General features: G+C 66.6%; 26 protein-coding genes and 1 tRNA gene. 9 read left to right on the top strand and 18 right to left on the bottom strand.

Annotated features, from left to right (window positions below; translation table 11 throughout):
• The first annotated feature begins 9 nt into the window (after positions 1 to 9).
• A complete protein-coding gene (locus PGN37_RS09225) occupies positions 10 to 2,790 on the top strand; it encodes an MMPL/RND family transporter (protein WP_335330770.1) in 2,781 nt (926 codons plus the stop codon).
• Positions 2,791 to 3,008: 218 nt separating this feature from the next.
• Here the strand turns inward: PGN37_RS09225 and PGN37_RS09220 are convergent, their stop codons facing one another.
• Both PGN37_RS09220 and PGN37_RS09215 read right to left on the bottom strand, forming a co-directional pair.
• A complete protein-coding gene (locus PGN37_RS09220) occupies positions 3,009 to 3,998 on the bottom strand; it encodes a cation diffusion facilitator family transporter (protein ID WP_335330723.1) in 990 nt (329 codons plus the stop codon).
• Entirely contained in the window at positions 3,995 to 4,405 is a 411-nt protein-coding gene (locus PGN37_RS09215) for an ArsR/SmtB family transcription factor (protein WP_335330722.1), read from the bottom strand. Before PGN37_RS09215 ends, PGN37_RS09220 begins: the two co-directional genes overlap by 4 nt.
• 112 nt (positions 4,406 to 4,517) lie before the next feature.
• Between PGN37_RS09215 and PGN37_RS09210 the strand changes: the two genes are divergently transcribed.
• Positions 4,518 to 4,922 (top strand): DUF302 domain-containing protein, encoded by a 405-nt coding sequence (locus PGN37_RS09210; RefSeq protein ID WP_335330721.1) that lies wholly within the window; start codon positions 4,518 to 4,520, stop codon positions 4,920 to 4,922.
• 23 nt (positions 4,923 to 4,945) lie between these two features.
• Here the strand turns inward: PGN37_RS09210 and PGN37_RS09205 are convergent.
• The 5 genes from PGN37_RS09205 to PGN37_RS09185 form a co-directional block, all read right to left on the bottom strand.
• A tRNA-Ala gene (locus PGN37_RS09205) sits at positions 4,946 to 5,018 on the bottom strand.
• A gap of 52 nt (positions 5,019 to 5,070) precedes the next feature.
• The gene (sepX, locus tag PGN37_RS09200) at positions 5,071 to 6,060 is read right to left on the bottom strand and encodes a divisome protein SepX/GlpR (protein WP_335330720.1); all 990 of its coding nucleotides are present in this window, start codon (positions 6,058 to 6,060) and stop codon (positions 5,071 to 5,073) included.
• Between the two features lie 153 nt (positions 6,061 to 6,213).
• Positions 6,214 to 6,867, bottom strand: a complete 654-nt coding sequence (locus PGN37_RS09195) for a GNAT family N-acetyltransferase (protein WP_335330719.1) — start codon at positions 6,865 to 6,867, stop codon at positions 6,214 to 6,216.
• Between the two features lie 20 nt (positions 6,868 to 6,887).
• A complete protein-coding gene (gene glp / locus PGN37_RS09190; RefSeq protein ID WP_335330718.1) occupies positions 6,888 to 8,156 on the bottom strand; it encodes a molybdotransferase-like divisome protein Glp in 1,269 nt (422 codons plus the stop codon).
• A 62-nt stretch (positions 8,157 to 8,218) separates the two neighbouring features.
• Positions 8,219 to 9,142: a UTP--glucose-1-phosphate uridylyltransferase gene (locus PGN37_RS09185; protein WP_335330717.1), complete on the bottom strand. Its 924-nt coding sequence runs from the start codon at positions 9,140 to 9,142 to the stop codon at positions 8,219 to 8,221.
• Positions 9,143 to 9,206: 64 nt separating this feature from the next.
• Between PGN37_RS09185 and PGN37_RS09180 the strand changes: the two genes are divergently transcribed.
• From PGN37_RS09180 to PGN37_RS09170, 3 genes are all read left to right on the top strand, one after another.
• Positions 9,207 to 9,794: a 5-formyltetrahydrofolate cyclo-ligase gene (locus PGN37_RS09180; protein ID WP_335330716.1), complete on the top strand. Its 588-nt coding sequence runs from the start codon at positions 9,207 to 9,209 to the stop codon at positions 9,792 to 9,794.
• A gap of 72 nt (positions 9,795 to 9,866) precedes the next feature.
• The gene (locus tag PGN37_RS09175; RefSeq protein WP_335330769.1) at positions 9,867 to 10,223 is read left to right on the top strand and encodes an FmdB family zinc ribbon protein; all 357 of its coding nucleotides are present in this window, start codon (positions 9,867 to 9,869) and stop codon (positions 10,221 to 10,223) included.
• A 64-nt stretch (positions 10,224 to 10,287) separates the two neighbouring features.
• Positions 10,288 to 10,947: an SAF domain-containing protein gene (locus PGN37_RS09170; protein WP_335330715.1), complete on the top strand. Its 660-nt coding sequence runs from the start codon at positions 10,288 to 10,290 to the stop codon at positions 10,945 to 10,947.
• Position 10,948: 1 nt separating this feature from the next.
• On the opposite strand, the gene PGN37_RS09165 is transcribed toward PGN37_RS09170, so the two are convergent.
• Complete coding sequence (locus PGN37_RS09165) at positions 10,949 to 11,245, bottom strand: hypothetical protein (RefSeq protein WP_335330714.1); 297 nt, start codon at positions 11,243 to 11,245, stop codon at positions 10,949 to 10,951.
• 153 nt (positions 11,246 to 11,398) lie between these two features.
• Between PGN37_RS09165 and mscL the strand changes: the two genes are divergently transcribed.
• Complete coding sequence (gene mscL, locus PGN37_RS09160) at positions 11,399 to 11,857, top strand: large-conductance mechanosensitive channel protein MscL (RefSeq protein WP_335330768.1); 459 nt, start codon at positions 11,399 to 11,401, stop codon at positions 11,855 to 11,857.
• Positions 11,858 to 11,928: 71 nt separating this feature from the next.
• Here the strand turns inward: mscL and PGN37_RS09155 are convergent, their stop codons facing one another.
• From PGN37_RS09155 to rpmF, 10 genes are all read right to left on the bottom strand, one after another.
• The gene (locus tag PGN37_RS09155; RefSeq protein ID WP_335330713.1) at positions 11,929 to 12,441 is read right to left on the bottom strand and encodes a hypothetical protein; all 513 of its coding nucleotides are present in this window, start codon (positions 12,439 to 12,441) and stop codon (positions 11,929 to 11,931) included.
• Positions 12,442 to 12,484: 43 nt separating this feature from the next.
• Positions 12,485 to 13,132 (bottom strand): MspA family porin, encoded by a 648-nt coding sequence (locus PGN37_RS09150; RefSeq protein ID WP_335330712.1) that lies wholly within the window; start codon positions 13,130 to 13,132, stop codon positions 12,485 to 12,487.
• A 183-nt stretch (positions 13,133 to 13,315) separates the two neighbouring features.
• Entirely contained in the window at positions 13,316 to 13,963 is a 648-nt protein-coding gene (locus tag PGN37_RS09145) for an MspA family porin (protein ID WP_335330711.1), read from the bottom strand.
• Between the two features lie 228 nt (positions 13,964 to 14,191).
• Positions 14,192 to 14,839 (bottom strand): MspA family porin, encoded by a 648-nt coding sequence (locus PGN37_RS09140; RefSeq protein WP_335330710.1) that lies wholly within the window; start codon positions 14,837 to 14,839, stop codon positions 14,192 to 14,194.
• A gap of 86 nt (positions 14,840 to 14,925) precedes the next feature.
• On the bottom strand, positions 14,926 to 15,573 hold the full coding sequence (locus PGN37_RS09135; RefSeq protein WP_335330709.1) for an MspA family porin: 648 nt from the start codon (positions 15,571 to 15,573) through the stop codon (positions 14,926 to 14,928).
• Between the two features lie 721 nt (positions 15,574 to 16,294).
• Positions 16,295 to 16,792 carry a MogA/MoaB family molybdenum cofactor biosynthesis protein gene (locus tag PGN37_RS09130; protein ID WP_335330708.1) on the bottom strand — a complete coding sequence of 166 codons (498 nt, stop codon included), beginning with the start codon at positions 16,790 to 16,792 and terminating at the stop codon, positions 16,295 to 16,297.
• Positions 16,793 to 16,869: 77 nt separating this feature from the next.
• A complete protein-coding gene (locus PGN37_RS09125; RefSeq protein ID WP_335330707.1) occupies positions 16,870 to 18,207 on the bottom strand; it encodes a S1C family serine protease in 1,338 nt (445 codons plus the stop codon).
• Between the two features lie 170 nt (positions 18,208 to 18,377).
• Positions 18,378 to 19,817, bottom strand: coding sequence for a HAMP domain-containing sensor histidine kinase (locus PGN37_RS09120; RefSeq protein WP_335330706.1), 1,440 nt, complete (start codon positions 19,815 to 19,817; stop codon positions 18,378 to 18,380).
• Positions 19,817 to 20,503 carry a response regulator transcription factor gene (locus tag PGN37_RS09115; RefSeq protein ID WP_335330767.1) on the bottom strand — a complete coding sequence of 229 codons (687 nt, stop codon included), beginning with the start codon at positions 20,501 to 20,503 and terminating at the stop codon, positions 19,817 to 19,819. Before PGN37_RS09115 ends, PGN37_RS09120 begins: the two co-directional genes overlap by 1 nt.
• An 84-nt stretch (positions 20,504 to 20,587) precedes the next feature.
• On the bottom strand, positions 20,588 to 20,761 hold the full coding sequence (gene rpmF, locus PGN37_RS09110; RefSeq protein WP_335330705.1) for a 50S ribosomal protein L32: 174 nt from the start codon (positions 20,759 to 20,761) through the stop codon (positions 20,588 to 20,590).
• Positions 20,762 to 21,033: 272 nt separating this feature from the next.
• On the opposite strand from rpmF, the gene PGN37_RS09105 reads away from it, so the two are divergent.
• The 3 genes from PGN37_RS09105 to PGN37_RS09095 are packed head-to-tail and all read left to right on the top strand — an operon-like array spanning position 21,034 to position 25,453.
• A complete protein-coding gene (locus PGN37_RS09105; protein ID WP_335330766.1) occupies positions 21,034 to 22,719 on the top strand; it encodes an acyclic terpene utilization AtuA family protein in 1,686 nt (561 codons plus the stop codon).
• The gene (locus PGN37_RS09100; RefSeq protein ID WP_335330704.1) at positions 22,716 to 23,864 is read left to right on the top strand and encodes an acyl-CoA dehydrogenase family protein; all 1,149 of its coding nucleotides are present in this window, start codon (positions 22,716 to 22,718) and stop codon (positions 23,862 to 23,864) included. The genes PGN37_RS09105 and PGN37_RS09100 overlap by 4 nt, the downstream gene beginning before the upstream one ends.
• Positions 23,861 to 25,453 (top strand): acyl-CoA carboxylase subunit beta, encoded by a 1,593-nt coding sequence (locus tag PGN37_RS09095; protein WP_442932890.1) that lies wholly within the window; start codon positions 23,861 to 23,863, stop codon positions 25,451 to 25,453. The genes PGN37_RS09100 and PGN37_RS09095 overlap by 4 nt, the downstream gene beginning before the upstream one ends.
• Positions 25,454 to 25,500 lie beyond the last annotated feature (47 nt).

Raw genomic sequence — 25,500 nt, 5'->3', positions numbered from 1 at the left:
CCCGCCCCGATGCGCTTCATCCGCCGATTCGCGGTGCCGATCGTGCTGGCCTGGTTGCTGTTGACGGTTGCCGTCAACGTCGCCGTTCCCCAGATCGAGACCGTCGCTCGCGAGCACGCGGTGACCATGTCACCCCAGGATGCTCCGGCGATGATCGCCGCCAGGGACGTCGGCGCCACCTTCGGTGAATCCGATTCCGACAGCATCGCGATGATCGTGGTGGAAGGCGACGACAAGCTCGGTACCGACGCTCGTCAGTTCTACGACGGCCTGATTCGCACCCTGCGTGCCGATACCGAACACGTGCAGCACGTCCACGATGTCTGGGGCGATCCGCTGACGTCGGCCGGCGTGCAGAGCCGCGACGGCAAAGCCGCCTACGTGCAGCTCAACCTCGCGGGAGACCAGGGCAGCACCGAGGGGATCGCCTCCATCGAGTCGGTCCGCCACATCATCGAGCAGACACCGCCGCCCCCGGGGCTGAAGGTGTACCTGACCGGACCGGCAGCGCTCACCGCCGACATGAACGAAGCAGCCGACAAGAGCATGCTCATCATGATGGGCGTCACCGGCCTCGTCATCATCATCATGTTGCTGATCACCTACCGGTCCGTTGCCACCATGCTGCTCGTTCTGGTCATGGTCGGATTCGAGATGGGCACGGCCAGAGGCCTGATCGCACTGCTCGGCAACAACGGCATGCTCGGCTTCTCCACCTTCGTGGTGGCCATGCTCTCCTCACTCGCGATCGCCGCGGGAACCGACTACGCGATCTTCCTGATCGGCCGCTATCAGGAGGCGCGCCGGGCGGGTGAGGGTCCGGAAACCGCGTACTACACCATGTTTCGCGGCACGTACCACATCATCCTCGGCTCTGGATTGACCATCGCCGGCGCCACGCTGTGCCTGCACTTCGCGCGATTGTCGTACTTCAAGGCCCTCGGCATCCCCTCGGCCCTCGGACTCCTGGTCGTCGTCGCGGGCGCCCTCACCGCCGCGCCCGCCGTGGTCGTGATCGCGAGCAGATTCGGACTTCTGGACCCGAAGCGTCAGGTCAATGTCCGGCGGTGGAGGCGAATCGGCACCGCGACGGTGCGGTGGCCGGGCGCCGTGTTCGCCGCCACCCTGGCGATCGCGCTCGTCGGCATCGCCTTCGTCCCCACGATGAAGGTCAACTTCAACGACCGCTACTACATCTCGCAGGATCTGCCCTCGAATGTCGGATACGCCGCAGCAGAGCGCCATTTCACCGCCGCGACCATGAATCCCGACATCCTGATGATCAAGACCGATCACGACATGCGAACCAGTGCCGACATGATCGTGCTCGACAAGATCGCCAAAGAGATCTTCCAGACTCCGGGAATCGCCATGGTGCAGAGCATCACTCGGCCCCTGGGCGGCCCGACCCAACACACGTCGATCCCGTTCCAGATCAGCGCGTCATCCATCCCGATCCAGCAGAACCTGCAGTTCATGAAGGATCGGACGGCCGACATCCTCTCGATGAGCGATGACCTGGGCGACATGATCACTTCCTTGCAGCGCATGCAGACATCGGTCACGCGCATGGGCGATGTCACACACCGCATGGTCGGCGACACCACCGACATCAAGACGGCGATCGACGAGGTCCGTGATCACCTCGCCGACTTCGACGATGTGGTTCGACCCCTGCGCAACTACTTTTACTGGGAACAACACTGTTTCGACATACCCGCCTGTTCTGCGGTCAGGTCCGTCTTCGACGCGATGGACGGCGTGAATTCGTTCAGCGACAAGATGTCGGCACTGATCGGCGACATCCGGGATGCCGACGCCGTACTCCCCGATATGGCGGCGCAGTTCCCGCCGGTCATCGCCGTCGCCGAATCCATGCGAGCCACGCTGCTCACGATGCACAGCAGCTTCGCGGGGCTGATCACGCAGATGTCTCAGATGACCGACACTGCGAGCGCGATGGGGCAGGCGTTCGACGCCTCCCGGAGCGGCGACTACTTCTATCTGCCGCCCGAAGCCTTCGACAACCCCGACTTCAAGAGGGGTCTCGAGCTGTTCCTCTCTCCTGACGGGAAAGCGGCGCGCTTCATCATCACGCACGAGAAAGACCCAGCCACACCTGCCGGCATCGCCTCTGTGACAACGGAACTCGACGCGGCGCATCAGGCCGTGAAGGGCACCAACCTCACGGGCGCGACATTCTCACTGACCGGCACCGCGGCGATCTATCGCGACATCCAATCCGGCTCGCAGTACGACCTCCTGATCGTGGGCGTCGCAGCGTTGACACTCATCTTCATCGTCATGGTGCTGATCACCAGAGCACTGGTGGCCTCGCTGGTGATCGTCGGCACGGTGCTGCTGTCGCTCGGCGCAGCCTTCGGCCTGTCTGTTCTGGTATGGCAGTACATCTTCGGACTCGAATTGAACTGGATTGCTCCGGTGTTCGGCCTGATCATCTTGCTGGCGGTCGGCTCCGACTACAACCTGCTGCTCGTGTCGCGGTTCCAAGAGGAGATCGGCGCTGGGTTACGCACCGGGATCATCAGGTCGATGGGCGAGACCGGAGCTGTGGTGACCTCGGCAGGGCTGGTGTTCGCGTTCACGATGATGTCAATGGCGGCCAGCGATCTGACGTCGATCGGCCAGGCGGGCACCACCATCGGTATCGGCTTGCTGTTCGACACTCTCATCGTGCGATCGCTGATGACGCCGTCCATCGCGGCCCTGCTCGGCCGATGGTTCTGGTGGCCTTTGCGAGTCCCCATGCGCCCGGTCCGGACAGTGTGACCGGCCGGATCCCTGAGAAGAAAGGAAACATCATGTGTCGAGCAGTTGAGTGCCGCACCTGCGGCAAGACGACATGGTCGGGCTGCGGAAACCACGTCGAATCAGTGCGTCGCAGCGTCCCTGCAAGCCAGTGGTGTGGCGGCCATGATGCCGAGCCCTCGGCGGGTCGCACGTGGAACCCGTTCCGCAAGAATCGAACTCGATGACCACCCGAGTCTCTACCGCGCCGGGTAGGCGTGCACGAGCGCCGAGGACAGTTTCGGCACCGCATGGGTCAGGGAGTGCTCGGCCTCGTGCGCGATGCGATGCGCATCGGCGAGACTGACCGCCGGGTCGATGTCGAGTTCGGCGTCGGCGTGCAGCCGATGCCCGATCCACCGCATCTTCACGCTGCGGACGGCCGTCACTCCGGGCTCGGCGGCCAGCGCCGCCTCCGCGGTGTCGACGAACCGCGGATCGACCCCGTCCATCAGCCGGCGGAAGATGTCACGGACGGCGGTGCGCAGCACCGCGAGGATGGCGACCGTGATCACCAGCCCGATGATCGGGTCGGCCAGCGGAAACCCCATTGCGGCGCCCCCGGCGCCGAGAAGCACCGCCAGTGACGTGAATCCATCTGTGCGAGCGTGTAATCCATCAGCGACCAGAGCAGCTGAGCCAATCTTCCTGCCGACACGGATGCGGTAGAGAGCGACCCATTCGTTGCCGAGGAAGCCGACCAGGCCCGCCACCGCGATCCAGCCGACATGGTCGATGGGCACCGGATTCATCAGGCGGCGCACCGATTCGATGCCTGCGACGATCGCGGACAGCGCGATCATCGCGACGACGAACAGCCCGGCGAGGTCCTCGGCGCGGCCGTAGCCGTAGGTGTAGCGGCGGGTGGCGGCCCTGGTGCCCAGGGCGAAGGCGATCCACAGCGGGATCGCGGTCAATGCGTCGGAGAAATTGTGGATGGTGTCTGCCAGCAGCGCCACCGACCCGGAGATGGCGACGATGCCGATCTGGGCGAGCGCAGTCGCGCCGAGGACGAGCAGGCTGATCTTCACCGCCCGGATTCCGGCGGAGCTGGACTCGAGCGCGCTGTCGATACTGTCGCCTGCGTCGTGACTGTGCGGGGCGAAGATCTCACGCAGTGCGCCGCCGAAGGTCCTGCCGTGATCGTGGTCATGAGGGTGCGGGTGGTCGTGAGAGTGCGCGTGGCTCATGCTTTCCGCCCTTCGGGCCGGTGCTTCAGGGTGTCGGAATGAAGGACCGCCAGCTCGGAGTCGTCGCGGTGATGACCGGGGACGCCGGGCCCGGCGTGCTCGGCGTTGTAGACCGCGTCTGTGACGAGTTGCCGCACGTGTTCGTTGTCCAGGCTGTAGTAGATCGTGGTGCCGTCACGGCGGGTGCGGACCAGCCGCGCCATGCGGAGTTTCGCCAAGTGCTGAGACACCGAGGGGGCGGGCTTGCCGATGTGGGCGGCGAGATCGTTGACCGACATCTCGCGACTGCCCAGCGCCCACAGGACCTGCACCCGCGTGGCATCGGCGAGCATGCGGAAGACCTCGACGACCAGGTCGACCTGGTCATCCGGAAGTCGGCGAGAGCATCCTCCCTTATCTGCATGCATACGCAGATAGTAGAGGCGCCTGCCTTGCGGAGGCAAGCGGGACAGTGACCCTAAATACCCCCACTGGTATGCTGACACCAAGCCCGATGACGTGCCGAACTGAGGAGACGAGATGAGCTACGCGCTGTCGACCACCTTGCACGCGACTTTCGACGACGCGGTGGAACGAACCCGCCACGCGCTCGCAGAGCAGGGTTTCGGTGTGCTCACCGAGATCGACATGAAGGCCACCCTGAAGGCCAAACTCGGCGAGGACATCGAGGATTACCTGATCCTCGGGGCCTGCAATCCCCCGCTGGCGCACCGGGCCGTCGAGGCGGACCGCCAGATCGGGCTGCTTCTGCCGTGCAACGTCGTCGTGCGCACCGATCCCTCGCAACCGGGAACCGTGATCATCGACGCGATGGACCCGAAGGTCATGGTGCAGGTATCCGACAACGAGGAACTCGGCCACGTCGCCCAAGACGCCGAGAAGAAGCTGCGGGCCATCGAATCCCTCAGCGAGACGTCCCGCTGACGGCTTTCCCTGGTCAAACTCTGTGGAGCTAAGGGGAATCGAACCCCTGACCTACTCGATGCGAACGAGTCGCGCTACCAACTGCGCCATAGCCCCTGATACCGGTAGCAGGCTACCAGCCGCCGGTCACCGGCAGAAATCGCCTGGGCTACTGCCCGGCCGCCCTCGGCAGGTCGTAGTGCCGGGCGAAGGCGACGTACTCGAGGTGCTCGAACTCCGGGTCCTCGTCGTCGATCTCGAGGACGGCGGCACCGGGCCGACGCAGCCGCGACGGGACGACGTCGAACTCCTGATCGCTGGTGTTCTCGACTCCGAGACGTGACCGCGCCATGCGCTGCGCGCGGCGGCGACGCAGCTGCTCCTCGATCCGGGTCTGGCGGCGCAGATACGCCAGGTACAGCAGCGTGATCGCCGCGATCGTTCCGCATGCCCACCACATCGACGCCGACCAGGTGAACGCTGCCACGGCGCCGGCGAGGATCAGGACCGTCATCACGGCCAGCGTGCGGGCACGGAAGCGGTACTTGCGGGCGCTCACCGCGGCGGCGGTGGCCGATTCACGTCGGCGTCGCGACTCGCTGCGCGAACCAGCGATGCGCAGATCGCCGTCCGCCGGCGGCTCGAGACCTGAGGAGTCGTCGACGTACTCGTACTCGTCGTCACTGCGAGCGTCGTCATCGGCAGCCGAGAGCTCCTCGGCATCTTCGAGGTCCTCGTCCGCGGCAGAGACATCGGCGTCCGACTCGGCACGCACGACGGGTTCGTCGGCCGTCGGCACCGACTCGGCAATCGGCAGCGCGCCGGACTCCTCCACGACGTCGACGTCGAGGTAGTCGTCCTCGTCGCTCCCGCGGGTGTCGGCGGCCACCATCACCACCGCGCGGCCCGCCGCGTCGTCGGCCGGGTTCTCGCTGTCGTCGTCGGAGGGTTGCCAATGCGGATCGCTGCGATGCCCGGAAGCCGGCCCGCCGCGCCGGCGCAGCCGCGCACCGGCGCCGCTGTTGAGCACCCGGGTGGCCAGCGCGACATCACTGGTTCGGCGCACGGCGTCGCGCTTGCTGATCAGCATCGGCACCAGCACGAACAGCCAGAGCACGACGAGGGAGATCCAGAGAAGAGATTGGGGGATGCTTGGCATGGCGCCTGCTCCTTTCCCCATCAGGCTAGGTCTGTTCGACCAGCGCATCCGTGAGCGGCGCGCCGGGACAATTACACACCTGTAATTCGCTGAGTACAAGCACCAAACGTCACTCGTGTCACATCAGCCACAGCAGGTCGGGCAAAGTGGCGATCAGCCCCACGACGCCCGGCCGGCACGCACCAGTGCGGAGGTCACCGAGCCGTTGACCTCTTCGATCGTCAACCCCACCAGCAAGTGGTCCCGCCAGGCGCCGTCGACGTCGAGGTAGCGCTTCAACAACCCCTCTTCGCGGAAACCGGCCTTTGCCAGAACCGCTCGGCTCGCTGAGTTCTCCGGCCGCACGGTGGCCTCCACGCGGTGCAGCATCACCGGCCCGAAGCAGTGGTCCAGCCCCAGTGCCAGCGCCCCGGTCGCGATCCCTCCCCCGACGAATTCCCGAGCCACCCAGTACCCGATCCACGCCGACCGCAGGGCGCCATGGGTGACGTTTCCAATGGTCAACTGGCCGGCGAACTTTCCGTCGAGTTCGATCACGTAGGGCAGCATCCGCCCCTTGCGCGCCTCGGCCCGCAACCCCGAGCACACCGCGGGCCACGATGAAACAGCGTGGCGCAGTTGCCAATCCATATCGGTCGACGGTTCCCACGGCTCGAGGTGGTCGCGGTCGGCAAGCCGTATCCTGCTCCACTGCGCGGCATCGCGCAGGCGCACCGGGCGCAACCGCACGCTTCCCGCGGCCACCCGGATCGGACCCACGGGTTGCGGCCACCCGGGATGCTGCGAACGGGAGCCGAGGAGGTTCATCACTGCACGTAGTTTCGGGCTCAGCCGCGCTGAGCCAGGAACGCGACGTCGACGATCTCGCCCGTGCGGATCTGCTCGGCATCGCTGGGCACGACCACCAGGCAGTTTGCTTCCGCGAGAGTGGCCAGCAGATGCGATGATGCGCCGGGCGATCCGCCGAGCGCCTGCACCAGGTACTCGCCAGTGTCCTGATCCCGCATCAACTGCCCCCGCAGGTATCCCTTGCGGCCCACCACCGACGTGATTGGCGACAGCGCCCGCGCCTGCACGACACGCCGCATCGGCGCCCGCTTGCCCAGCGACAGGCGCAGCAGCGGTCGCACCATCACCTCGAACACCACAAGGGCACTGACCGGATTGGCCGGCAACAGGAACACCGGCACGCCGTCGGGTCCGAGCTGACCGAAGCCCTGCACCGACCCCGGATGCATCGCGATGCGCGTCACCTCCATGTCGCCCAACTGGGCCAGCACAGACCGCACGCCCTCGGCGGCCGCGCCTCCCACCGCCCCCGCGATCACGACGGCTTCGGAACGGCTCAACTGCCCTTCCACGACCTCGCGGAGCTTCGTCGGATCGGTGGGCACGATGCCGACGCGGTTCACCTCGGCGCCGGCGTCGCGTCCGGCAGCGGCCAACGCGTAGGAGTTGACGTCATAGACCTGGCCGTTGCCCGGCGTCCGCGAGATGTCGACGAGCTCGCCGCCCACGCACATCACCGACAACCGCGGCCTCGGATGTACCAGCACACGCTCCCGGCCCACCGCGGCCAGCAGGCCGACCTGAGCCGCGCCGATGATCGCCCCCGCCCGCACCGCCACGTCGCCGGGCTGGACGTCGTCACCCGTACGGCGCACGTAGGCCCCCGAGCGCACACCGCGCAGCACCCGGACCCGGGATTCCCCGCCGTCGGTCCACCGCAGCGGCAGCACCGCGTCGGCCAGCGTCGGCATCGGCGCACCCGTCTGCACCCGCGCAGCCTGGCGCGGCTGCAATCGGCTCGGCGTGCGCGAACCGGCCTCGATCAGGCCCATGACGGGCAGGCTGAGGTCGCGGTTGTCGCGTTCCTCACCGTCACCACCGTCCGGGCCGCCCCCGATGCCGAGCACGTCGACGCTGCGCACCGCGTACCCGTCGATCGCCGCCTGGTCGAATCCCGGCAGCGGCCGCTCGGTCACCACCTCTTCGGCGCACATCAAACCCTGCGCCTCGGCTATCGCCACCCGTACCGGCCGGGGCGCCACCGCGGCCGCGGCCACCCGAGCCTGCTGCTCCTCCACCGAACGCACGGCATGCCTTTCTTCTGTTGAGCGCCTACGCGCTCCGCAGAAGATGCGCGTGATCGGTGGCGCTAGTGCTCGGTCGAATCCCGCCCGAGTCCCAGCCGCTCGACCAACCACCGCCGTAATTCGGGCCCGTAGTCGTCTCGCTCCAACGCAAAGTCAACCGCAGCCTTCAGGTAGCCCCCGGGATTTCCCAGATCGTGTCGAGATCCGCGGTGGACCACGACGTGCACCGGATGGCCTTCTTCGATCAGCAGCGCGATGGCGTCGGTGAGTTGGAGTTCGCCACCCGCACCGCGCGGAATCCGCCTCAGCGCGTCGAAGATCGCCCGGTCCAGCACGTAGCGGCCGGCCGCGGCGTACGGCGACGGGGCGTCCTCTGCCTTGGGCTTTTCCACCATGCCCTTGACCCGCAGCACGTTCGGATTGGCAGCGTCGGGCACGGTCTCGACGTCGAACACGCCGTAGGCACTGATGTCCTCGCGGTCGACCTCGATGGCGCAGAGCACAGAACCCCCGCGCTTGGCACGCACCTTCGACATCGTCTCGAGGACGCCGGTCGGCAGAACCAGATCATCGGGGAGCAGCACCGCGATCGCGTCTTCGTCTGCCGTGAGGCTCGCTTCGACACATCCGACCGCATGACCGAGGCCCTTGGGCTCGGCTTGGACCACGGATTCGACCTTGATCAGAGCGGGGGCTCGGCGCACCTTCTCCAGCATGGTCTTCTTGCCGCGCGCCTCGAGCGTGCCCTCGAGCACCAGATCCTCGACGAAGTGGGCGACGACACCGTCCTTGCCCTCGGAGGTGATGATGATCAGACGTTCGGCACCGGCCTCCGCGGCCTCGGCTGCCACCAACTCGATACCGGGCGTGTCGACGACCGGCAGCAACTCCTTGGGCACCGTCTTCGTCGCAGGCAGGAAACGGGTTCCCAGCCCCGCAGCGGGGACGACCGCGGTACGCGGTATGGGAACTTCAGGCCGATTCATCGTTCACACACTAACCTCTCGGGGTCGGTAGTTCCTCCTTACCCGGCACGCGGAAGGCTACTCAGTGCGGCAGACGAAAACACAGGTACGCGCCGCAATCCTCGCCGCGCGCGGGGCGGCTACGCCGCAGCAGCGAGCCGCCGAAGCCGACGCGCTGACCGCACACCTGCTGAGGTGGGTCACCCCCGGTTCGACGGTGTGCGCCTACGTTCCCGTCGGGTCGGAGCCCGGGTCTGCGGATCTACTGGATGAATTGAACGACCGCGGTGTGCGGGTCCTGCTGCCCGTGGCGCGCCAGGACGACGACGGCGTACCCCGACCTCTGTGGTGGGGCACCTACCGCGCGGGCACGTTGGTCCGTGCGGCATTCGGACTCCGGGAACCCCCGACTCCGCATCTACCGCCGGAGACCGTGGCCGAGGCGAGCGGCGTGCTCGTACCGGCGTTGGCGGTGGACCGCCGCGGGACGCGCCTGGGCCGCGGCGCCGGCTTCTACGACCGCACACTGCAGCTGGCCGCCGACGCCGCACCGTTGGTGGCCGTGGTCCGCGACGAGGAACTGGTCGACGCATTGCCCGCCGAGCCGCACGATGTCCGGATGACTCACGCTGTAACGCCTGGCCTCGGTGTCGTCGAACTACGGCGGGAATGACGGACACCCGCTGGCGGTTCTAGCACTTGAGTCGGTAGAGTGCTAACAAGCGTGACGACCTCGGAGGAAGCTGTGCCCACCTATTCTTATGCGTGCACCGAGTGTGACAACAAGTTCGACGTGGTGCAGGCCTTCACCGACAATTCGCTGACCGAATGCCCTCAGTGCAACGGTCGTCTGCGCAAGGTCTTCGGCAAGGTCGGCGTGGTGTTCAAGGGCAGCGGTTTCTACCGCACCGACAGCCGTGAGTCCGGCAAGAGCTCGACGGGATCCAGCGCGAAGAGCAGCAGCAGCGAATCGAGCTCGTCCAGTTCTTCGGATAGCTCCTCCTCGAACTCCTCGACGAGCAGCTCAGCCAGTTCGTCGTCCTCGGGGTCGTCGTCGTCGAGTTCTTCGTCGTCGACGCCTGCCGCTGCTGCATCCAGCTGACCCGTTATCCACAGGCGTCGAATAACCTCCTGACGGGTCCATCCCGTCGCCCTAGCGTGGCCGCATGGCCGGCTCGCTCGACCCCACCGCTCTGCAGCGGCTCACACGCGCACTGCGCCCTGACTGGTTGCGGACGGTAGTCGCCCGGCGCGTGTTGGCGGGTGCACTTGTCCTGCTCGCTGCCGCCGCTGCGTGGCGTGACGATCCCCGCGACGACCGTACCGACGTCGTCGTCGCCGCCCGCGACCTCAGCCCCGGCTCGGCACTGACAGCCGATGACGTACGACTCGAACAACGCAGTCCCGCAACCATTCCCGACGGCGCCCGCACCCGCGTCGACGAGGTGGCGGGCAGCACCCTCGCCGGACCCGCCCGCCGTGGCGAAGCGTTGACCGACGTCCGTCTCCTCGGGCCGCGACTGGCCGAATCTGCTGCCGGCCCCGACGCTCGCATCGTCGCCGTGCCGTTGGCGGATGCTGCCCTGCTTGACCTGGTACGCGCAGGCGATGTCGTCGACGTCGTGGCAGCGCCCTCCTCCGCCGACAACGGATCCGAGGCACGGGTCATCGCGACAGATGCGATCGTGGTGATGGTGTCGACCAAGAGCGGCGGGATCACCGCCCAGAACGGCAATCGCGTTGTCCTGATTGCCCTTCCGTCGGCATCGGCGAAGACGGTGGCGGGTGCGGCATTGGTGCAGACGGTCACGTTGACCCTGCACTGACCTACTTCACCGTGAGATAGATGACGTTGCCCGTCCTGATCAGGTGCTGGTCGTCGAAGTTGGCGTCCCACACCCGCTTCCAGATGTCAGGACCGGTCGTCAGGTTGACCACCGACGCCTCGTCGAGCGGGACACGGGACTGACGGGTGACGATGACCCGGTTGCCCGCGGCCTCCAGTTCACTGATGGTGTCTCCGGCGCTACCCGCGGTGGGGGCGGCAAGAGCAGGTGCGGCGAATCCCAGCACCACTGCGGTGAGGGCGGTTGCTGTTGCGGTGGCGATACCGATCCTGGTCATCTCAAATCCCTGCTCTGTGGCGATGTGTTCGATCTGATCGCTTAAACCCGCAGCTCAGGCGGATCATTCCGGTGGCAGTAAATGTTCGATCGATGGCAGGAACGACTAACGTGGACCCCTGTCAGTCCGCATACTCCGACCGAGAGGACCAGCATGCTCAAGGGATTCAAGGATTTTCTCGCCCGCGGCAACGTGATCGACCTGTCGGTGGCGGTGGTCATCGGTACTGCGTTCACCGCCCTGGTGAAAGCGTTCACCGACAGCGTGATTCAGCCGCTCATAGATCGCATCGGCGCCGGAGGCGACCGCGAATACGGAATCTTGAAGGTGCCGCTCGGCGCCGACAAATTCCTCGATTTCAACGCTGTGCTGTCGGCGGTGATCAACTTCGTCCTCGTTGCCGCCGTCGTCTATTTCGTGATCGTGTTGCCGTACAAGAAGCTCCGCGAGCGCGGCGAAGTCGAACAGGCCCAGGACACGGAGCTGAGCCTGCTCACCGAGATCCGTAACCTCCTGCAAGCGAACGAGGGTTCGGCAGGAAAGCATGTCAGTGGACCCGGCACCGGACCGAGCCCGGATACCGCGAAACACACCAGCGCAGACCGCGACTGAGCGCGCTCACCCCCGCACACAAAACACATGGCCCCCGGCTTTCGCCGGGGGCCATGTGCTTGAGAACGCGATCAGGGGTTGTTGATGTCGAAAGGGATCGCCATCCAGTTCGCGCACCAAGGACCGTCGTACACGCAGGCGCTGATGTCGCCGGCAGCACCGGAGAACACCCACGCCTTCGTGCCGGGGACACCCCGGCTGGACGTACGAACCTCGCCGCCCTGCGAGGCAAGCGCCTCACCGAAGCCGGAGGTGCGAACCTCGCCCTGTGCATAAACACCGGACGAGCCGTTGGACACGTCAGGCGAGCGCACAGCACCGTCGGCCTCGCGGCCGTTGCCCGGCGTGGAGGGGTCGGCGCTGATGTCGTCGGCGCTGGCAGTGCCCACGCCGATTGTCATGAGCGCGGCGGCAGCGGCGAGGCCGCTCAGCCCCATTGCGATCGGCTTCGCCAACCGCGCGGAAACGGAAGTACCGTACTCGGCCACCGGCCGTCCCTTCTCTCTGAACTGGATGAAGCTATGTCGGCTCAGATTACCAGTGTTGATCGCGTTGCGCGCACGTAGCGCAATGTTGAGAATCATCTTCCTCACCTTGAGTTTTCCGCCACCGAAGTGGGTACAACTCTTAGTTCATGTTCCACGGTTCGCCGTAGGTGGTGACGCTGTCGCCATCCTTGGAAATGAGCCGCGCGTAGGGCCGCAGAAGCACACCGCCGGCAGCACCGGTCACCGTGCCGTGCGCGTTCGACACCGCGACCGCTCCGTGGTCACCGGAGACGTCGACGGAGAACGTCGCGACCTCCTGGATACCGGGGCCGTTGCCCAGATCCGCCGAGATCGAGACACCCGGCAGCAGCGGCGGCGTCGAGATCGGCGGGAACAGATCGATGGCACCCTGACTGGTGCCGATGACGTCCTGCGCGTCCAGTGCGATGTTGGGGGTGGTGTAGCTGAAGTTGATGCCCACACCCAGCGACCACGGGAAGCCGATCTGGTAACCCAGCTCCAGCGTGCCCTCGAAGTCCTTGGCACCATCGCCGACGACGGTGTAGACCGCCTTACCGGAGTGGAACCACTCGCGGGTCAACCGGTTGCGGTCAAGGGGGAACACACCATTGAGGAACGTGTCCCACTGCTGGATCGTCAAGGTCCGACCCTTGCCGTCCACCAGGCTCAGTTCGTTGTCCAGCCCTGCGTGTGAAGTGCCAGTGCTGACGAGCAGCGCCGCGACGCTCATGCTCAGTGCAACCAACACCCGAAAGATCAGCTTCATGCTCTCCTCAGCCCGTAGACGGTGATTTATTGGAAAATTTCTCATCTTTGAGGAGACGAAAATAACCAGCGGCCAGCAGGAGCGCTTGCCCGCCAAGCTGTTTGGTAACCAATTGCCAGGTCCGTCACAGGAAAGCGACCCCTGACCGAAGTCAGGGGCCGTTCCTCGAGGGCGAACGCGACGTCAGTTCATGTTCCAGGGCTCTCCGTAGGTGGTGACGCTGTCTCCATCCTTCGAAATGAGCCGCGCGTAGGGCCGCAGAAGCACTCCGCCAGCGGCACCGGTCACCGTGCCGTGCGCGTTGGACACCGCGACCGCTCCGTGGTCACCGGAGACGTCGACGGAGAACGTCGCGACCTCCTGGATACCGGGGCCGTTGCCCAGATCCGCCGAGATCGAGACACCCGGCAGCAGCGGCGGCGTCGAGATCGGCGGGAACAGATCGATCGGACCCTTGGCCGTGCCGATGATGTCCTGTTGATCGAGTGCGATGTTGGGGGTGGTGTAGCTGAAGTTGATGCCCACACCCAGCGACCACGGGAAGCCGATCTGGTAACCCAGCTCCAGCGTGCCTTGGAAGTCTTTGGCGCCGTCGCCGACCACGGTGTAGACCGCCTTACCGGAGTGGAACCACTCGCGGGTCAACCGGTTGCGGTCAAGGGGGAACACACCGTTGAGGAACGTGTCCCACTGCTGGATGGTCAAGGTGCGGCCCTTGCCGTCCACCAAGCTCAGTTCGTTGTCCAGCCCTGCGTGTGAAGTGCCAGTGCTGACGAGGAGCGCCGCGACACTCATGCTCAATGCCATCAGCACCCGAAAGATCAGCTTCATGCTCTCCTCAGCCCGTAGACGGTGACTTACGCGAAGGTTCTCCTCGTCGAGGACATGAAATTAACCAGCGGTGCGTCGGAATGCTTGCCCGCCAAGCTGTTTGGTAACCAGTTGCCAACCTGGTCACAGGTGGGGCTCGCATGATCGTGGAGTGCAGGGGTGCAGAACACGAAGAAGCGGCCCCTGACCGAAGTCAGAGGCCGCTTCTCTAGCCTGAAAGGAGTTGCGTTAGTTCATGTTCCAGGGTTCGCCGTAGGTGGTGACGCTGTCACCCGCCGACGAGATCAGCCGTGCGTAGGGGCGCAGGAGCACACCGCCGGCAGCACCGGTCACCGTGCCGTGCGCATTCGACACCGCCACAGCACCGTTGGCGCCGGACACGTCGACGGTGAACGTCGCGACTTCCTGGATACCGGGGCCGTTGCCCAGGTCCGCCGAGATCGACACGCCGGGGAACAGCGGCGGCGTCGAGATCGCCGGGAAGAGGTCGATACCGACGTCGCCGACACCGATGACGTCCTGACCGTCGAGCGCGATGTTGGGGGTGGTGTAGCTGAAGTTGATGCCCACGCCCAGCGACCACGGGAAGCCGATCTGGTAACCCAGCTCCAGCGTGCCCTCGAAATCGTCGGCACCTTCACCGGCGACGCTGTAGACAGCCTTGCCCGAGTGGAACCACTCGCGGGTCAGACGGTTGCGGTCAAGGGGGAACACGCCGTTGAGGAACGTGTCCCACTGCTGGATCGTCAACGTCCGACCCTGACCGTCGACCAGGCTCAGCTCATTGTCCAGCCCTGCGTGAGAGGTGCCAGTGCTGGCGAACAACGCCGCGATGGCCGCGACCATCGCGATCAGCACCCGAGAGATTGTCTTCATGGTGGTCCTTTTCAGGTAGGTGAGAGAGACGGAGTGCCGGCCCCGAGGACCGGCACTCCACCGAACTCGTGGGCGATGCCCGTGGGTCAGTTCATGTTCCAAGGCTCGCCGTAGGTGGTGACGCTGTCACCCGCCGACGAGATCAGCCGTGCGTAGGGGCGCAGGAGCACACCGCCGGCAGCACCGGTCACCGTGCCGTGCGCATTCGACACCGCCACAGCACCGTTGGCGCCGGACACGTCGACGGTGAACGTCGCGACTTCCTGGATACCGGGGCCGTTGCCCAGGTCCGCCGAGATCGACACGCCGGGGAACAGCGGCGGCGTCGAGATCGCCGGGAACAGGTCGATCGCGCCGACCTCGGTGCCGATGACGTCCTGACCGTCAAGCGCGATGTTGGGGGTGGTGTAGCTGAAGTTGATGCCCACGCCCAGCGACCACGGGAAGCCGATCTGGTAACCCAGCTCCAGCGTGCCCTCGAAATCGTCGGCACCTTCACCGGCGACGCTGTAGACAGCCTTGCCCGAGTGGAACCACTCGCGGGTCAGACGGTTGCGGTCAAGGGGGAACACGCCGTTGAGGAACGTGTCCCACTGCTGGATCGTCAACGTCCGACCCTGACCGTCGACCAGGCTCAGCTCATTGTCCAGCCCTGCGTGAGAGGTGCCAGTGCTCACGAACAACGCCGCGATGGCCGCGACCATCGCGATCAGCACCCGACTGATTGCCTTCATGTTCTCCCTTGCTCAGTAGAACGGGTCCCCATGTCGGGGCACCGGTTGCCCGTGCCTGGCCGTACCGCTACACCACACACCTCGCAAGAACTTCATGTGAGTGGAATTAAAAAGCCCACATTTTGTTCTTACGAATCACTCATCGTTTTGACGAGAGGAACATAACGAGGAGGCATCCGACCGGCAACGCGTACGTCTGTGTGGTGTCGTAGGGCGCACGGCGCAGCCATCGTTTGCTGACGACTCCTCGAGAGTCGGTGACCCCCTCCTCGCGACGACGGGGGTTGGCCGAAGAACACCGTCGCTGATCTTGACCCCGCACCAACGTCTTCGCGTTCGGTGGCGCGGTCGTTACACCACATTCCTGTACTGGAGCTGTGGCGAACCTACAGGTCAGCCGTGATCGCTGTGATGAGGCGGAATGTTGTCACGCAGCCAGCGCTCCTGATCGGCGTCCTCCCCCACCCGATCGGGGTCGCGCTCGCCGGTCGGCATCTCGGGCAATGTCTCGCCGAACACCTTGTTAACTACATCCCGTGAAGGCCGTGAACGATCGGTCATTGAGCCCATCCCGTGTGACGAAGATCACATCCTGGTCGGGACGCCAGTTCACGTGCTGTTAACTCTGCAGGTCGAACACGCCGCAGGCACAGATAAACGCGGGCCGGAGAGGAAGCTCCTCCGGCCCGCGTGCGGACTAGCTGCTGCCAGCCCACGGCGATTAGATCTCCAAACTGGATAGCTGCGCGATGATGTGCGCAGCCAGTGGCCCGAGGGTGGCCATGCCGTCGCGGACGGCGGCTCGCGACCCGGCGAGGTTCACCACCAGCGTGCTGCCAGACACGCCGGCGAGCCCACGCGACAGCCCCGCATCTGCGGTGCCGGCCGCCAGGCCGGACGAACGCACCGCCTCGGCGATGCCGAGAAGCTCCCGGTCGAGCAGGTCGCGGGTCGCCTCCGGGGTGACGTCGCGCGGCGTCACTCCCGTGCCGCCGACCGAGATCACGAGATCCACGCCACCGATCACGGCGGTGTTGAGCGCGTTGCGAATTTCGACCTCATCGGAGGACACCACGATGACGCCGTCGACGACGAACCCGGCCTCGCCGAGCAGTTCTGCGACCAGAGGCCCGCTGTGATCCTCTTCGTCGCCGTGCGCTGTGCGGTCGTCGACGACGACGACGAGAGCCCGGCCGACCAACGTGTGGGGCTGTTCCATGGGGACAACCGTATATGTCGGCACCGACGACGGCGCAGCCACTCGTAGCGTCAATCTCGGGGAACCGTGGACTACCTTCACTGCGCCGCCTTACCCAACGTCACGTCGACGGTCTGCGGCTTGCCGGCCGGATCCAGATACGTCAGCGTCACCTTGTCGCCCGGCGCCTTGGACCGCACCGCGGCCACGAGCGCGTCAGCGCTGTCGATCACCCGGTCGTCGAGCTTGGTCACCGTCACACCCGCAGGAAGTCCGGCCGTGGACGCCGCGCCGTTCGGCGTGACCTCGACGATCTTGGCTCCGTCCCCGCCGGCGTTGTTGCCCACCTGGACGCCGAGCGAGGCCCGTGTCGCGCTGCCCGTCTGGATCAGTTCGTCGGCGATCCGCTTGGCCTGGTCTACCGGGATCGCGAAGCCCAGTCCGATCGAGCCGCCCTGCTGCGCTCCGGAATCGGCTCCCATGGTGGCGATGGCCGAGTTGATGCCGACCAGCTCACCGTTCATGTTGACGAGCGCGCCGCCGGAGTTACCCGGGTTGATCGCCGCGTCGGTCTGGATGGCGTCGAGCACGGTGTTCTGGTTCTGCGCGTCACCGCCGGCGGCGACCGGACGGTTCAAGGCGCTGATGATGCCCGTCGTCACGGTGCCTTCCAGGCCCAGCGGTGAGCCGATCGCGACGACGTCCTGACCGACGCGCAGGTTCGCAGACGATCCGATCGCGATCGGCGTCAGGCCCGAGACACCCTTGGCGCGCACCACCGCGATGTCGCTGCCGGGATCGGTACCGACGATGTCGAACGGAGCGCTCCGGCCGTCGGCGAAGGTGACCTTGGTTTCCGGCCCGCCCGGACCGGCCGCAGCGGCGACCACGTGGTTGTTGGTCAGGATCAGCCCGTCCGTGGACAGGATGACGCCGGAGCCCTCTTCGGACTGGCGGCCCTCGTTCACCTCGAGCTTGACGACACTCGGGACCACCTTCGCCGCGACCTGCTCCACCGAACCGTTCGGCACGCTCGCGGCGGGCTGACTCGGCGCCGCACCTGACGCGCTGAACCCGGTGGAACTGTGCGCCGGGTGCATCAGTGTCGCGACGCCGCCACCGATGCCCGCGGACACGATCGCGATGGCCACTGCCCCGGTGACGAGACCCGTTGCGCGCGAGCGCTTTTTAGGGGCAGGAGCGGCGGGCGGAAAGCCGGGCCGCTGGTACGGGTTGGGCATCGGCGCGCCGTGATAGGGATCGTAGGGCGACCGGTAGGCCTGACGCTGCTGCTCCGTCGCGTACCGCCAGTCGTAGCCGGGCTGCTCATGGGCGCCGGACCGTTGGGGGCCGACCTGACCATGCGGTGCCTGGCCAGCCATTCCGGGCTGCTGACCCGGATGCTGACCCGGTGAGTACCTCGGATGGTTGGTCATGTCGATGCAGTGTCTTCCTCGAGTAGGGGTGGTCTACTTCACCAACGAAGTGTGTGGCACCCAGAGTGCCCACCTGGGCTGAGAGTGCCCTGAGATTCGCATCGGTACACGCCCAGATTCTGCCGCGGCCATGTGAAGATCGTCGCTGGTGACACGCATCACCGCGGGAATCACGATGCGCGTGTCGCCGTCGTGTCCACCGACACGGACGGCCGGCCGGGCAGCACCATGTGCACCGATGTCCCTGGCGGGTCCTCGCCGGGGACGGTGTCGGTGACGAGCAGCGTTCCGCCGTGCTTGGCCACCACCTGCTTGACGATCGCCAGTCCCAGTCCCGAACCCGGCATCGCGCGCGCCGCGGTGGACCGGTAGAACCGCTCGAACACGAGATCTCTTTCGTGGGAGGGGATTCCCGGTCCGTTGTCCGACACCACCAGCGCCGCGTGGTTGGGGTCGACCTGCCTCAGGTGGACGCCGACCCGACCGCCCGGGGGGCTCCATTTGGCGGCGTTGTCCAGAAGGTTGAGAACCGCCCGGCCCAGCCCGGCCGCGTCGCCGTAGACCTGCCAGGGTGTGACGGTGACGTCGAACTCGATGTCGTTGCGGCGGCGGCGAACCCGCTCCAGGGACCGATCGATGACATCGGCGATCTCCACGACCTCGTGCACCACGCGGCCGGCATCCTCCCGCGTGAGATCCACCAGATCACCCACCAGTGTGGACAATTCCTCGATCTGCCCCATCACGTCGGACTGCAGGTCGGCCATCTCGTCTTCCGGAATCCGCGGGGCACCCGGGCGCATCGACGCCATCAGCAGTTCGACGTTGGTGCGCAGCGACGTCAGCGGCGTGCGCAGTTCGTGACCCGCGTCGGTGACCAGCCTGGCCTGGCGATCGCGTGATTCGGCGAGCGCACGCAGCATCATGTTGAAAGCTTCGGTCAGTCTCGCCAATTCGTCATGCCCGACAACGGGGATCGGGCGCAGGTCGTCGGTGCGCGCGACACGCTCGGCGGCCTGGGTCAATCGAGCCACGGGCCGTAGGCCTGCGGTGGCCACCATTCCACCCGCGATGGCAGCGATCGCCACCCCGATCCCGCCGACCCAGAACAGCACCGTGCCCAGCTTCTTGAGAAGATCGCCGGTCGGTCCCAGGCTCTTTGAGAGCAGCAGCGACGACCCGTTCGCGAAGTGCACGGCGAACACCCGCTGGTGACCCACCGTGCGCAGCGACATCCCCAAATTGCCTGCGATGACGTCCTTTTCGGGCTGCCCGACGGGAATGTTGTCCGAGGTCTGATAACCGGCCCGGCCGGGGATGACCAGCTTGGCGTTCATGTCCGAGTACGCCGTGGCTTCGATGGCCCTGCCCGGATCGACTTCGAGTGAGCCGCTCTCGACGAGAAGTTGGGCGCGCTTGAACAGCTGGCCGTCGAGATCGTCGTAGAGCGCCCGGGAGACCACGGCGTAGACCGCGACACCCATCAACACGACGGCCATGAGCACCATGGACATCGCCAGCAGCATCACGCGCCAGCGCAGCGACACCGAACTGCCGGCCGGTTGTTGTTGAGGCTGTCCCGGCCACGCGACGTCGGGGTGCGGCTGCATCAGGGCGGGGTCTCCCGCAAGACGTAGCCGACGCCCCGCACGGTGTGGATGAGCCGCGGCTCGCCCTCGGCCTCGGTCTTGCGTCGCAGATATCCGACGTAGACCTCGAGCGCGTTGCCCGAGGTCGGGAAATCGAAGCCCCACACCTCTTCGAGGATGCGGCTGCGCGTCAGCACCCGCCGGGGATTGGCGATGAGCATCTCCAGCAACGCGAACTCGGTGCGGGTGAGGCTGATCGGACGCTCTCCGCGGGTCACTTCACGCGTCACCGGATCCAGCGAGAGGTCGGCGAACGTCAGCGCGGCCGATTCGCTCGAATCGTCGAGCGTGGTGCGGCGCAGCAGTGCCCGCATGCGCGCCAGCAACTCTTCGAGAGCGAACGGCTTGGGCAGGTAGTCGTCGGCACCGGCATCCAGGCCGGCCACCCGCTCGGATACGGAATCGCGGGCCGTCAGCACCAGGATCGGCAGGTCGTCGCCGGTGCTGCGGAGCTGGCGGCACACCTCGAGCCCGTCGAGGCGGGGCATCATCACGTCGAGCACGACGGCGTCGGGACGAGCTGACGCGATCAGATCGAGCGCCTCGCGGCCGTCCTGGGCCAACTCCACGGAGTAGCCGTTGAAAGACAGGGAGCGGCGTAGCGATTCGCGGACCGCGCGGTCATCATCGACGACGAGTATGCGCACCGCCACAGTCTCGACCCCGTGTCTGAGAGAGTGCTGAGAGCCGCGCTGATGAAACCTGAATGTTTCCGCTACGCGTCGTAACGGTTAGCGGCGGTCCAGATCGATGAGACCCAGGCGCGCGGCCTTGAGCAGCCGACGCGGCACCTTGCGCTGCTGACCTGCGACGGTCACGCTCACGAGCCCGGTGGCCGTGGCTTTCCACTGCGCGCGCCGGCTCCGGGTGTTCGCACGCGACATCCTGCGCTTCGGGACAGCCATGATCGAGCTCCATCTGTTTCGGGGTGTCCGAGGGTGCACCCAAGGACGTGAACCGGGCTGCCTGCGATCCTGGGCGTACCGGACGCGGGCAATTGGTCACCAGGATAACCGGTGAGCTCGGCGGGCTCCAAACCCTGCAGATGTCACCGCGAGCGACACGCGGCCGGGTCTTGACGTGGTACCGCCGGTACCCAGTAACCTACCGGTTGGTTGGGCGCTCTGCCCACCAGAGGACGGGAGACTGTGTGAGGTCGGTGTCGGACCGCGATCCCGTGCGGATCGGGAACTGCTCGGGCTTCTACGGCGACCGGCTCTCCGCCATGCACGAGATGCTCGTCGGCGGCGATCTCGACTACCTGACCGGCGACTACCTGGCCGAGCTGACCATGCTGATCCTCGGCCGCGACCGGATGAAAGACCCCGACCGCGGCTACGCCAAGACGTTCCTGCGCCAGCTCGAACAATGCCTGGGGCTGGCCATGGACCGCGGCGTGCGCATCGTCGCCAACGCCGGCGGCCTCAATCCCGCAGGGCTGGCTACTGCCATCCGCAACCTGGCCGAACGCCTCCAGATCACGGTCGCCGTCGCTTACGTCGAGGGCGACGACCTGCTCCCCCGCGCCGACGAGCTCGGGCTGGGTCGACCGCTGACCGCCAACGCCTACCTCGGCGCGTGGGGCATCGCCGACTGCCTGCAGGCGGGCGCCGACGTCGTGGTGACGGGCCGCGTCACCGACGCGTCGGTGATCGTCGGCCCCGCGGCCGCGCACTTCGGGTGGCAGCGCGACGACGTCGATCGCATCGCCGGCGCGATTGCCGCGGGGCACATCATCGAATGCGGCACGCAGGCCACCGGCGGCAACTACTCCTTCTTCACCGAGATCGCCGACCTGAACCACGCCGGCTTCCCGATCGCCGAGATCCACGCCGACGGCTCGTCGGTCATCACCAAGCACCCCGGCACCGGCGGCGCCGTCACCGTCGGCACCGTCACCGCGCAACTGCTCTACGAGATCGGCGGAGCCCGCTACGCCAATCCCGACGCCACGCTGCGGGTCGACTCGATCACGTTGTCCGACGACGGACCCGACCGGGTGCGCGTCAGCGGCGTCACCGGAGAACCTCCGCCGCCGACCCTGAAGGTCAGCCTCAACAGCCTCGGCGGATTCCGCAACGAGATGACGTTCGTCCTGACAGGACTCGACATCGAGGCCAAGGCAGCGCTCGTACGCCGTCAACTCGAGGCGAGCCTGACCGTCCGGCCGTCGGAGATGCAGTGGTCCCTGGCCCGCACCGACCATGCCGACGCCGACACCGAACAGACCGCCAGCGCACTGCTGAGCTGTGTGGCGCGCGACGCCGACGCCGCAGCGGTGGGCCGTCGCTTCTCCGCTGCCGCCGTCGAACTGGCGTTGGCCAGCTATCCCGGCTTCACGAGCACCACCCCGCCCGGCGACGGTCAGGTCTACGGCGTGTTCACCGCCGGTCATGTGCCGGCCGAGCAGGTGCCCCACGTGGCCGTACACCCCGACGGCACCCGCGTCGACATCGCACCCGCCGCGCAGACCCGGGAGCTCGAACCGGTCCCCGACGTCGAGCCACCGCAGCCGAGTGCCGGCGGCGCAACGCGGCGCGTGCCGCTGGGCACCATCGCCGGCGCCCGGAGCGGAGACAAGGGCGGCAGCGCGAACGTCGGCGTGTGGGTGAGGACCGATGACCACTGGCGCTGGCTCGCGTCGGCCTTGACCGTCGAGAAGCTCCGCGAGCTGCTGCCGGAGGCGGCCGGGCTTCCGGTGACCCGACATCTGTTACCCAACCTGCGGGCCGTGAACTTCGTGATCGACGGCATCCTGGGCCAGGGGGTCGCGTCCGCGGCCCGGTTCGATCCGCAGGCCAAAGGGCTGGGTGAATGGCTGCGCAGCCGAACCATCGATATCCCCGAGGAGTTTCTGTCGTGAGCATCTGGACCACACCGGAACGCGAGGACCTGCGAAAGACGGTGCGCGCCTTCGCTGAACGTGAGGTGCTCCCCCACGTCGACGAATGGGAACGCGTCGGCGAGCTGCCCCGGGATCTGCACCGCAAGGCAGCGGCGGCAGGGCTGCTGGGCGCCGGCTTCCCGGAGACGGCAGGCGGCGAGGGCGGCGACGGCGGCGACGCGCTCGTCATCTGTGAGGAGATGCACCAGGCGGGGGCGCCCGGCGGCGTGTTCGCCTCGCTCTTCACCTGCGGCATCGCGGTGCCGCACATCATCGCCTCCGGCGACGAACACCTCATCGAGACTTACGTGCGACCGACGTTGCGCGGCGAGAAGATCGGGTCGCTGGCGATCACCGAACCCGGCGGCGGCTCCGACGTCGGCCACCTGACCACCCGCGCGGTCCGCGAAGGCGACGAGTTCGTCATCAACGGCGCCAAGACCTACATCACCTCGGGCGTCCGAGCCGACTTCGTCGTCACCGCGGCACGCACCGGCGGGCCGGGCGCGGCCGGGGTGTCGCTGATCGTCGTCGACAAGGGCACTCCGGGATTCGAGGTGACCCGCAAGCTCGACAAGATGGGCTGGCGTTCCTCCGACACCGCCGAACTGTCGTACACCGACGTCCGTGTGCCCGTCGCCAACCTCGTCGGCGCCGAGAACAGCGGCTTCTTCCAGATCGCCGCGGCATTCGTCTCCGAACGCGTCGGCTTGGCCGCGCAGGCCTACGCCAGCGCGCAGCGGTGCCTCGACCTCACCGTCGAGTGGTGCCGCAACCGCGAGACCTTCGGAAAGCCGCTGATCGCACGGCAATCGGTGCAGAACACGCTGGCCGAGATGGCGCGGCGCATCGACATCGCGCGGGTCTACACCCGCCACGTGGTGGAACGCCAGATCGCCGGCGACCAGAACCTCATCACCGAGGTCTGCTTCGCCAAGAACACCGCCGTCGAGACGGGCGAGTGGGTGGCCAACCAGGCGGTGCAACTGTTCGGGGGCATGGGCTACATGGCCGAATCGGAGATCGAACGCCAGTACCGCGACATGCGCATCCTCGGCATCGGGGGCGGCACCACCGAGATCCTGACATCGCTGGCCGCCAAGACGCTGGGCTTCCAGGCGTGACGCTCCGCTCGACACTCGACCCCCGCTCCCCCGCATACCGCGAGGCCGCTGACGCGATGGCGATCAAGCTCGCCGAGCTCGACGCCGAGCACGCCAAGGCACTGGCCGGAGGCGGGGAGAAGTACGTCAGCCGTCACCACGCCCGCGGCAAGATGACCGCCCGCGAACGGATCGAGGCACTCGTCGATCCCGACTCCCCTTTCCTCGAGCTGAGCCCGCTCGCCGCGTGGGGCAGCGACTTCACCGTCGGCGCGAGCGTCGTCATCGGGATCGGCGCGGTCGAGGGCGTCGAATGCCTGATCGTGTCCAACGATCCCACCGTCAAGGGCGGCACCAGCAACCCGTGGACGTTGCGAAAGATCTTGCGAGCCAACCAGATCGCGTTGGAGAACCGACTACCGGTGATCTCGCTGGTGGAATCCGGCGGCGCGGACCTGCCCACGCAGAAAGAAATCTTCATCCCCGGCGGGCAGATGTTCCGCGACCTGACCCGGCTCTCGGCGGCGGGTATCCCGACGATCGCGCTCGTGTTCGGCAACTCCACCGCGGGCGGGGCCTACATCCCCGGAATGAGCGACCACGTCGTGATGATCAAGGACCGCTCGAAGGTGTTCCTGGCCGGCCCCCCGCTGGTGAAGATGGCGACCGGGGAGGAATCCGACGACGAGTCCCTGGGTGGGGCCGAGATGCACGCCCGCACATCAGGTCTGGCGGACTACTTCGCCGTCGACGAACTCGATGCGATGCGGATCGGCCGCCGCATCGTGGCCCGCCTCAACTGGGCCAAGAAGGGTCCGGCGCCGAAGCCCTACGTCGAGCCGGTGTTCGATACCGAGGAACTGCTCGGCATCGTTCCGCCGGATCTGCGCATCCCGTTCGATCCGCGCGAGGTGATCGCCCGCATCGTCGACGGCTCCGAATTCGACGAGTTCAAACCGCTCTACGGCGGCTCACTGGTGACCGGATGGGCCACGCTGCACGGGTTCCCGCTCGGCATCCTCGCCAACGCGCGCGGCGTGCTGTTCAGCGAGGAGTCGCAGAAGGCCACGCAGTTCATCCAGCTGGCCAACCGCTCGAACACGCCACTGCTGTTCCTGCACAACACCACCGGCTACATGGTGGGCAAGGCGTACGAGGAAGGCGGCATGATCAAACACGGATCGATGATGATCAACGCCGTCTCCAATTCGACTGTGCCGCATCTGTCGTTGCTGATCGGCGCGTCCTACGGCGCAGGGCATTACGGCATGTGCGGGCGCGCCTACGACCCCCGCTTCCTGTTCGCCTGGCCCAGCGCGAAATCAGCGGTGATGGGCGGCGCCCAGTTGGCCGGTGTGCTGTCGATCGTGAGCCGGGCCGCTGCGCAGGCTCGCGGTCAGGAGGTCGACGAGGCCGCCGACGCTGCATTGCGCGCGGCGGTCGAGGCGCAGATCGACGCCGAATCGCTGCCGATGTTCCTGTCCGGACGGCTCTATGACGACGGCGTCATCGATCCGCGCGACACCCGAACCGTGTTGGGCATGTGTCTGTCGGCGATCGCCAACGGCCCGATCGAGGGGACGTCGAATTTCGGCGTCTTCCGGATGTGAGTGCCCTGATGTGTGTGATTTCGGCGTGTTCGTCGTCGCTGAGCGCA

This window comes from Mycobacterium kyogaense, from assembly GCF_036946525.1.
Classification (GTDB): Bacteria; Actinomycetota; Actinomycetes; order Mycobacteriales; family Mycobacteriaceae; genus Mycobacterium; species Mycobacterium kyogaense_A.
This window is presented reverse-complemented; position numbering and strand designations above follow the sequence as displayed.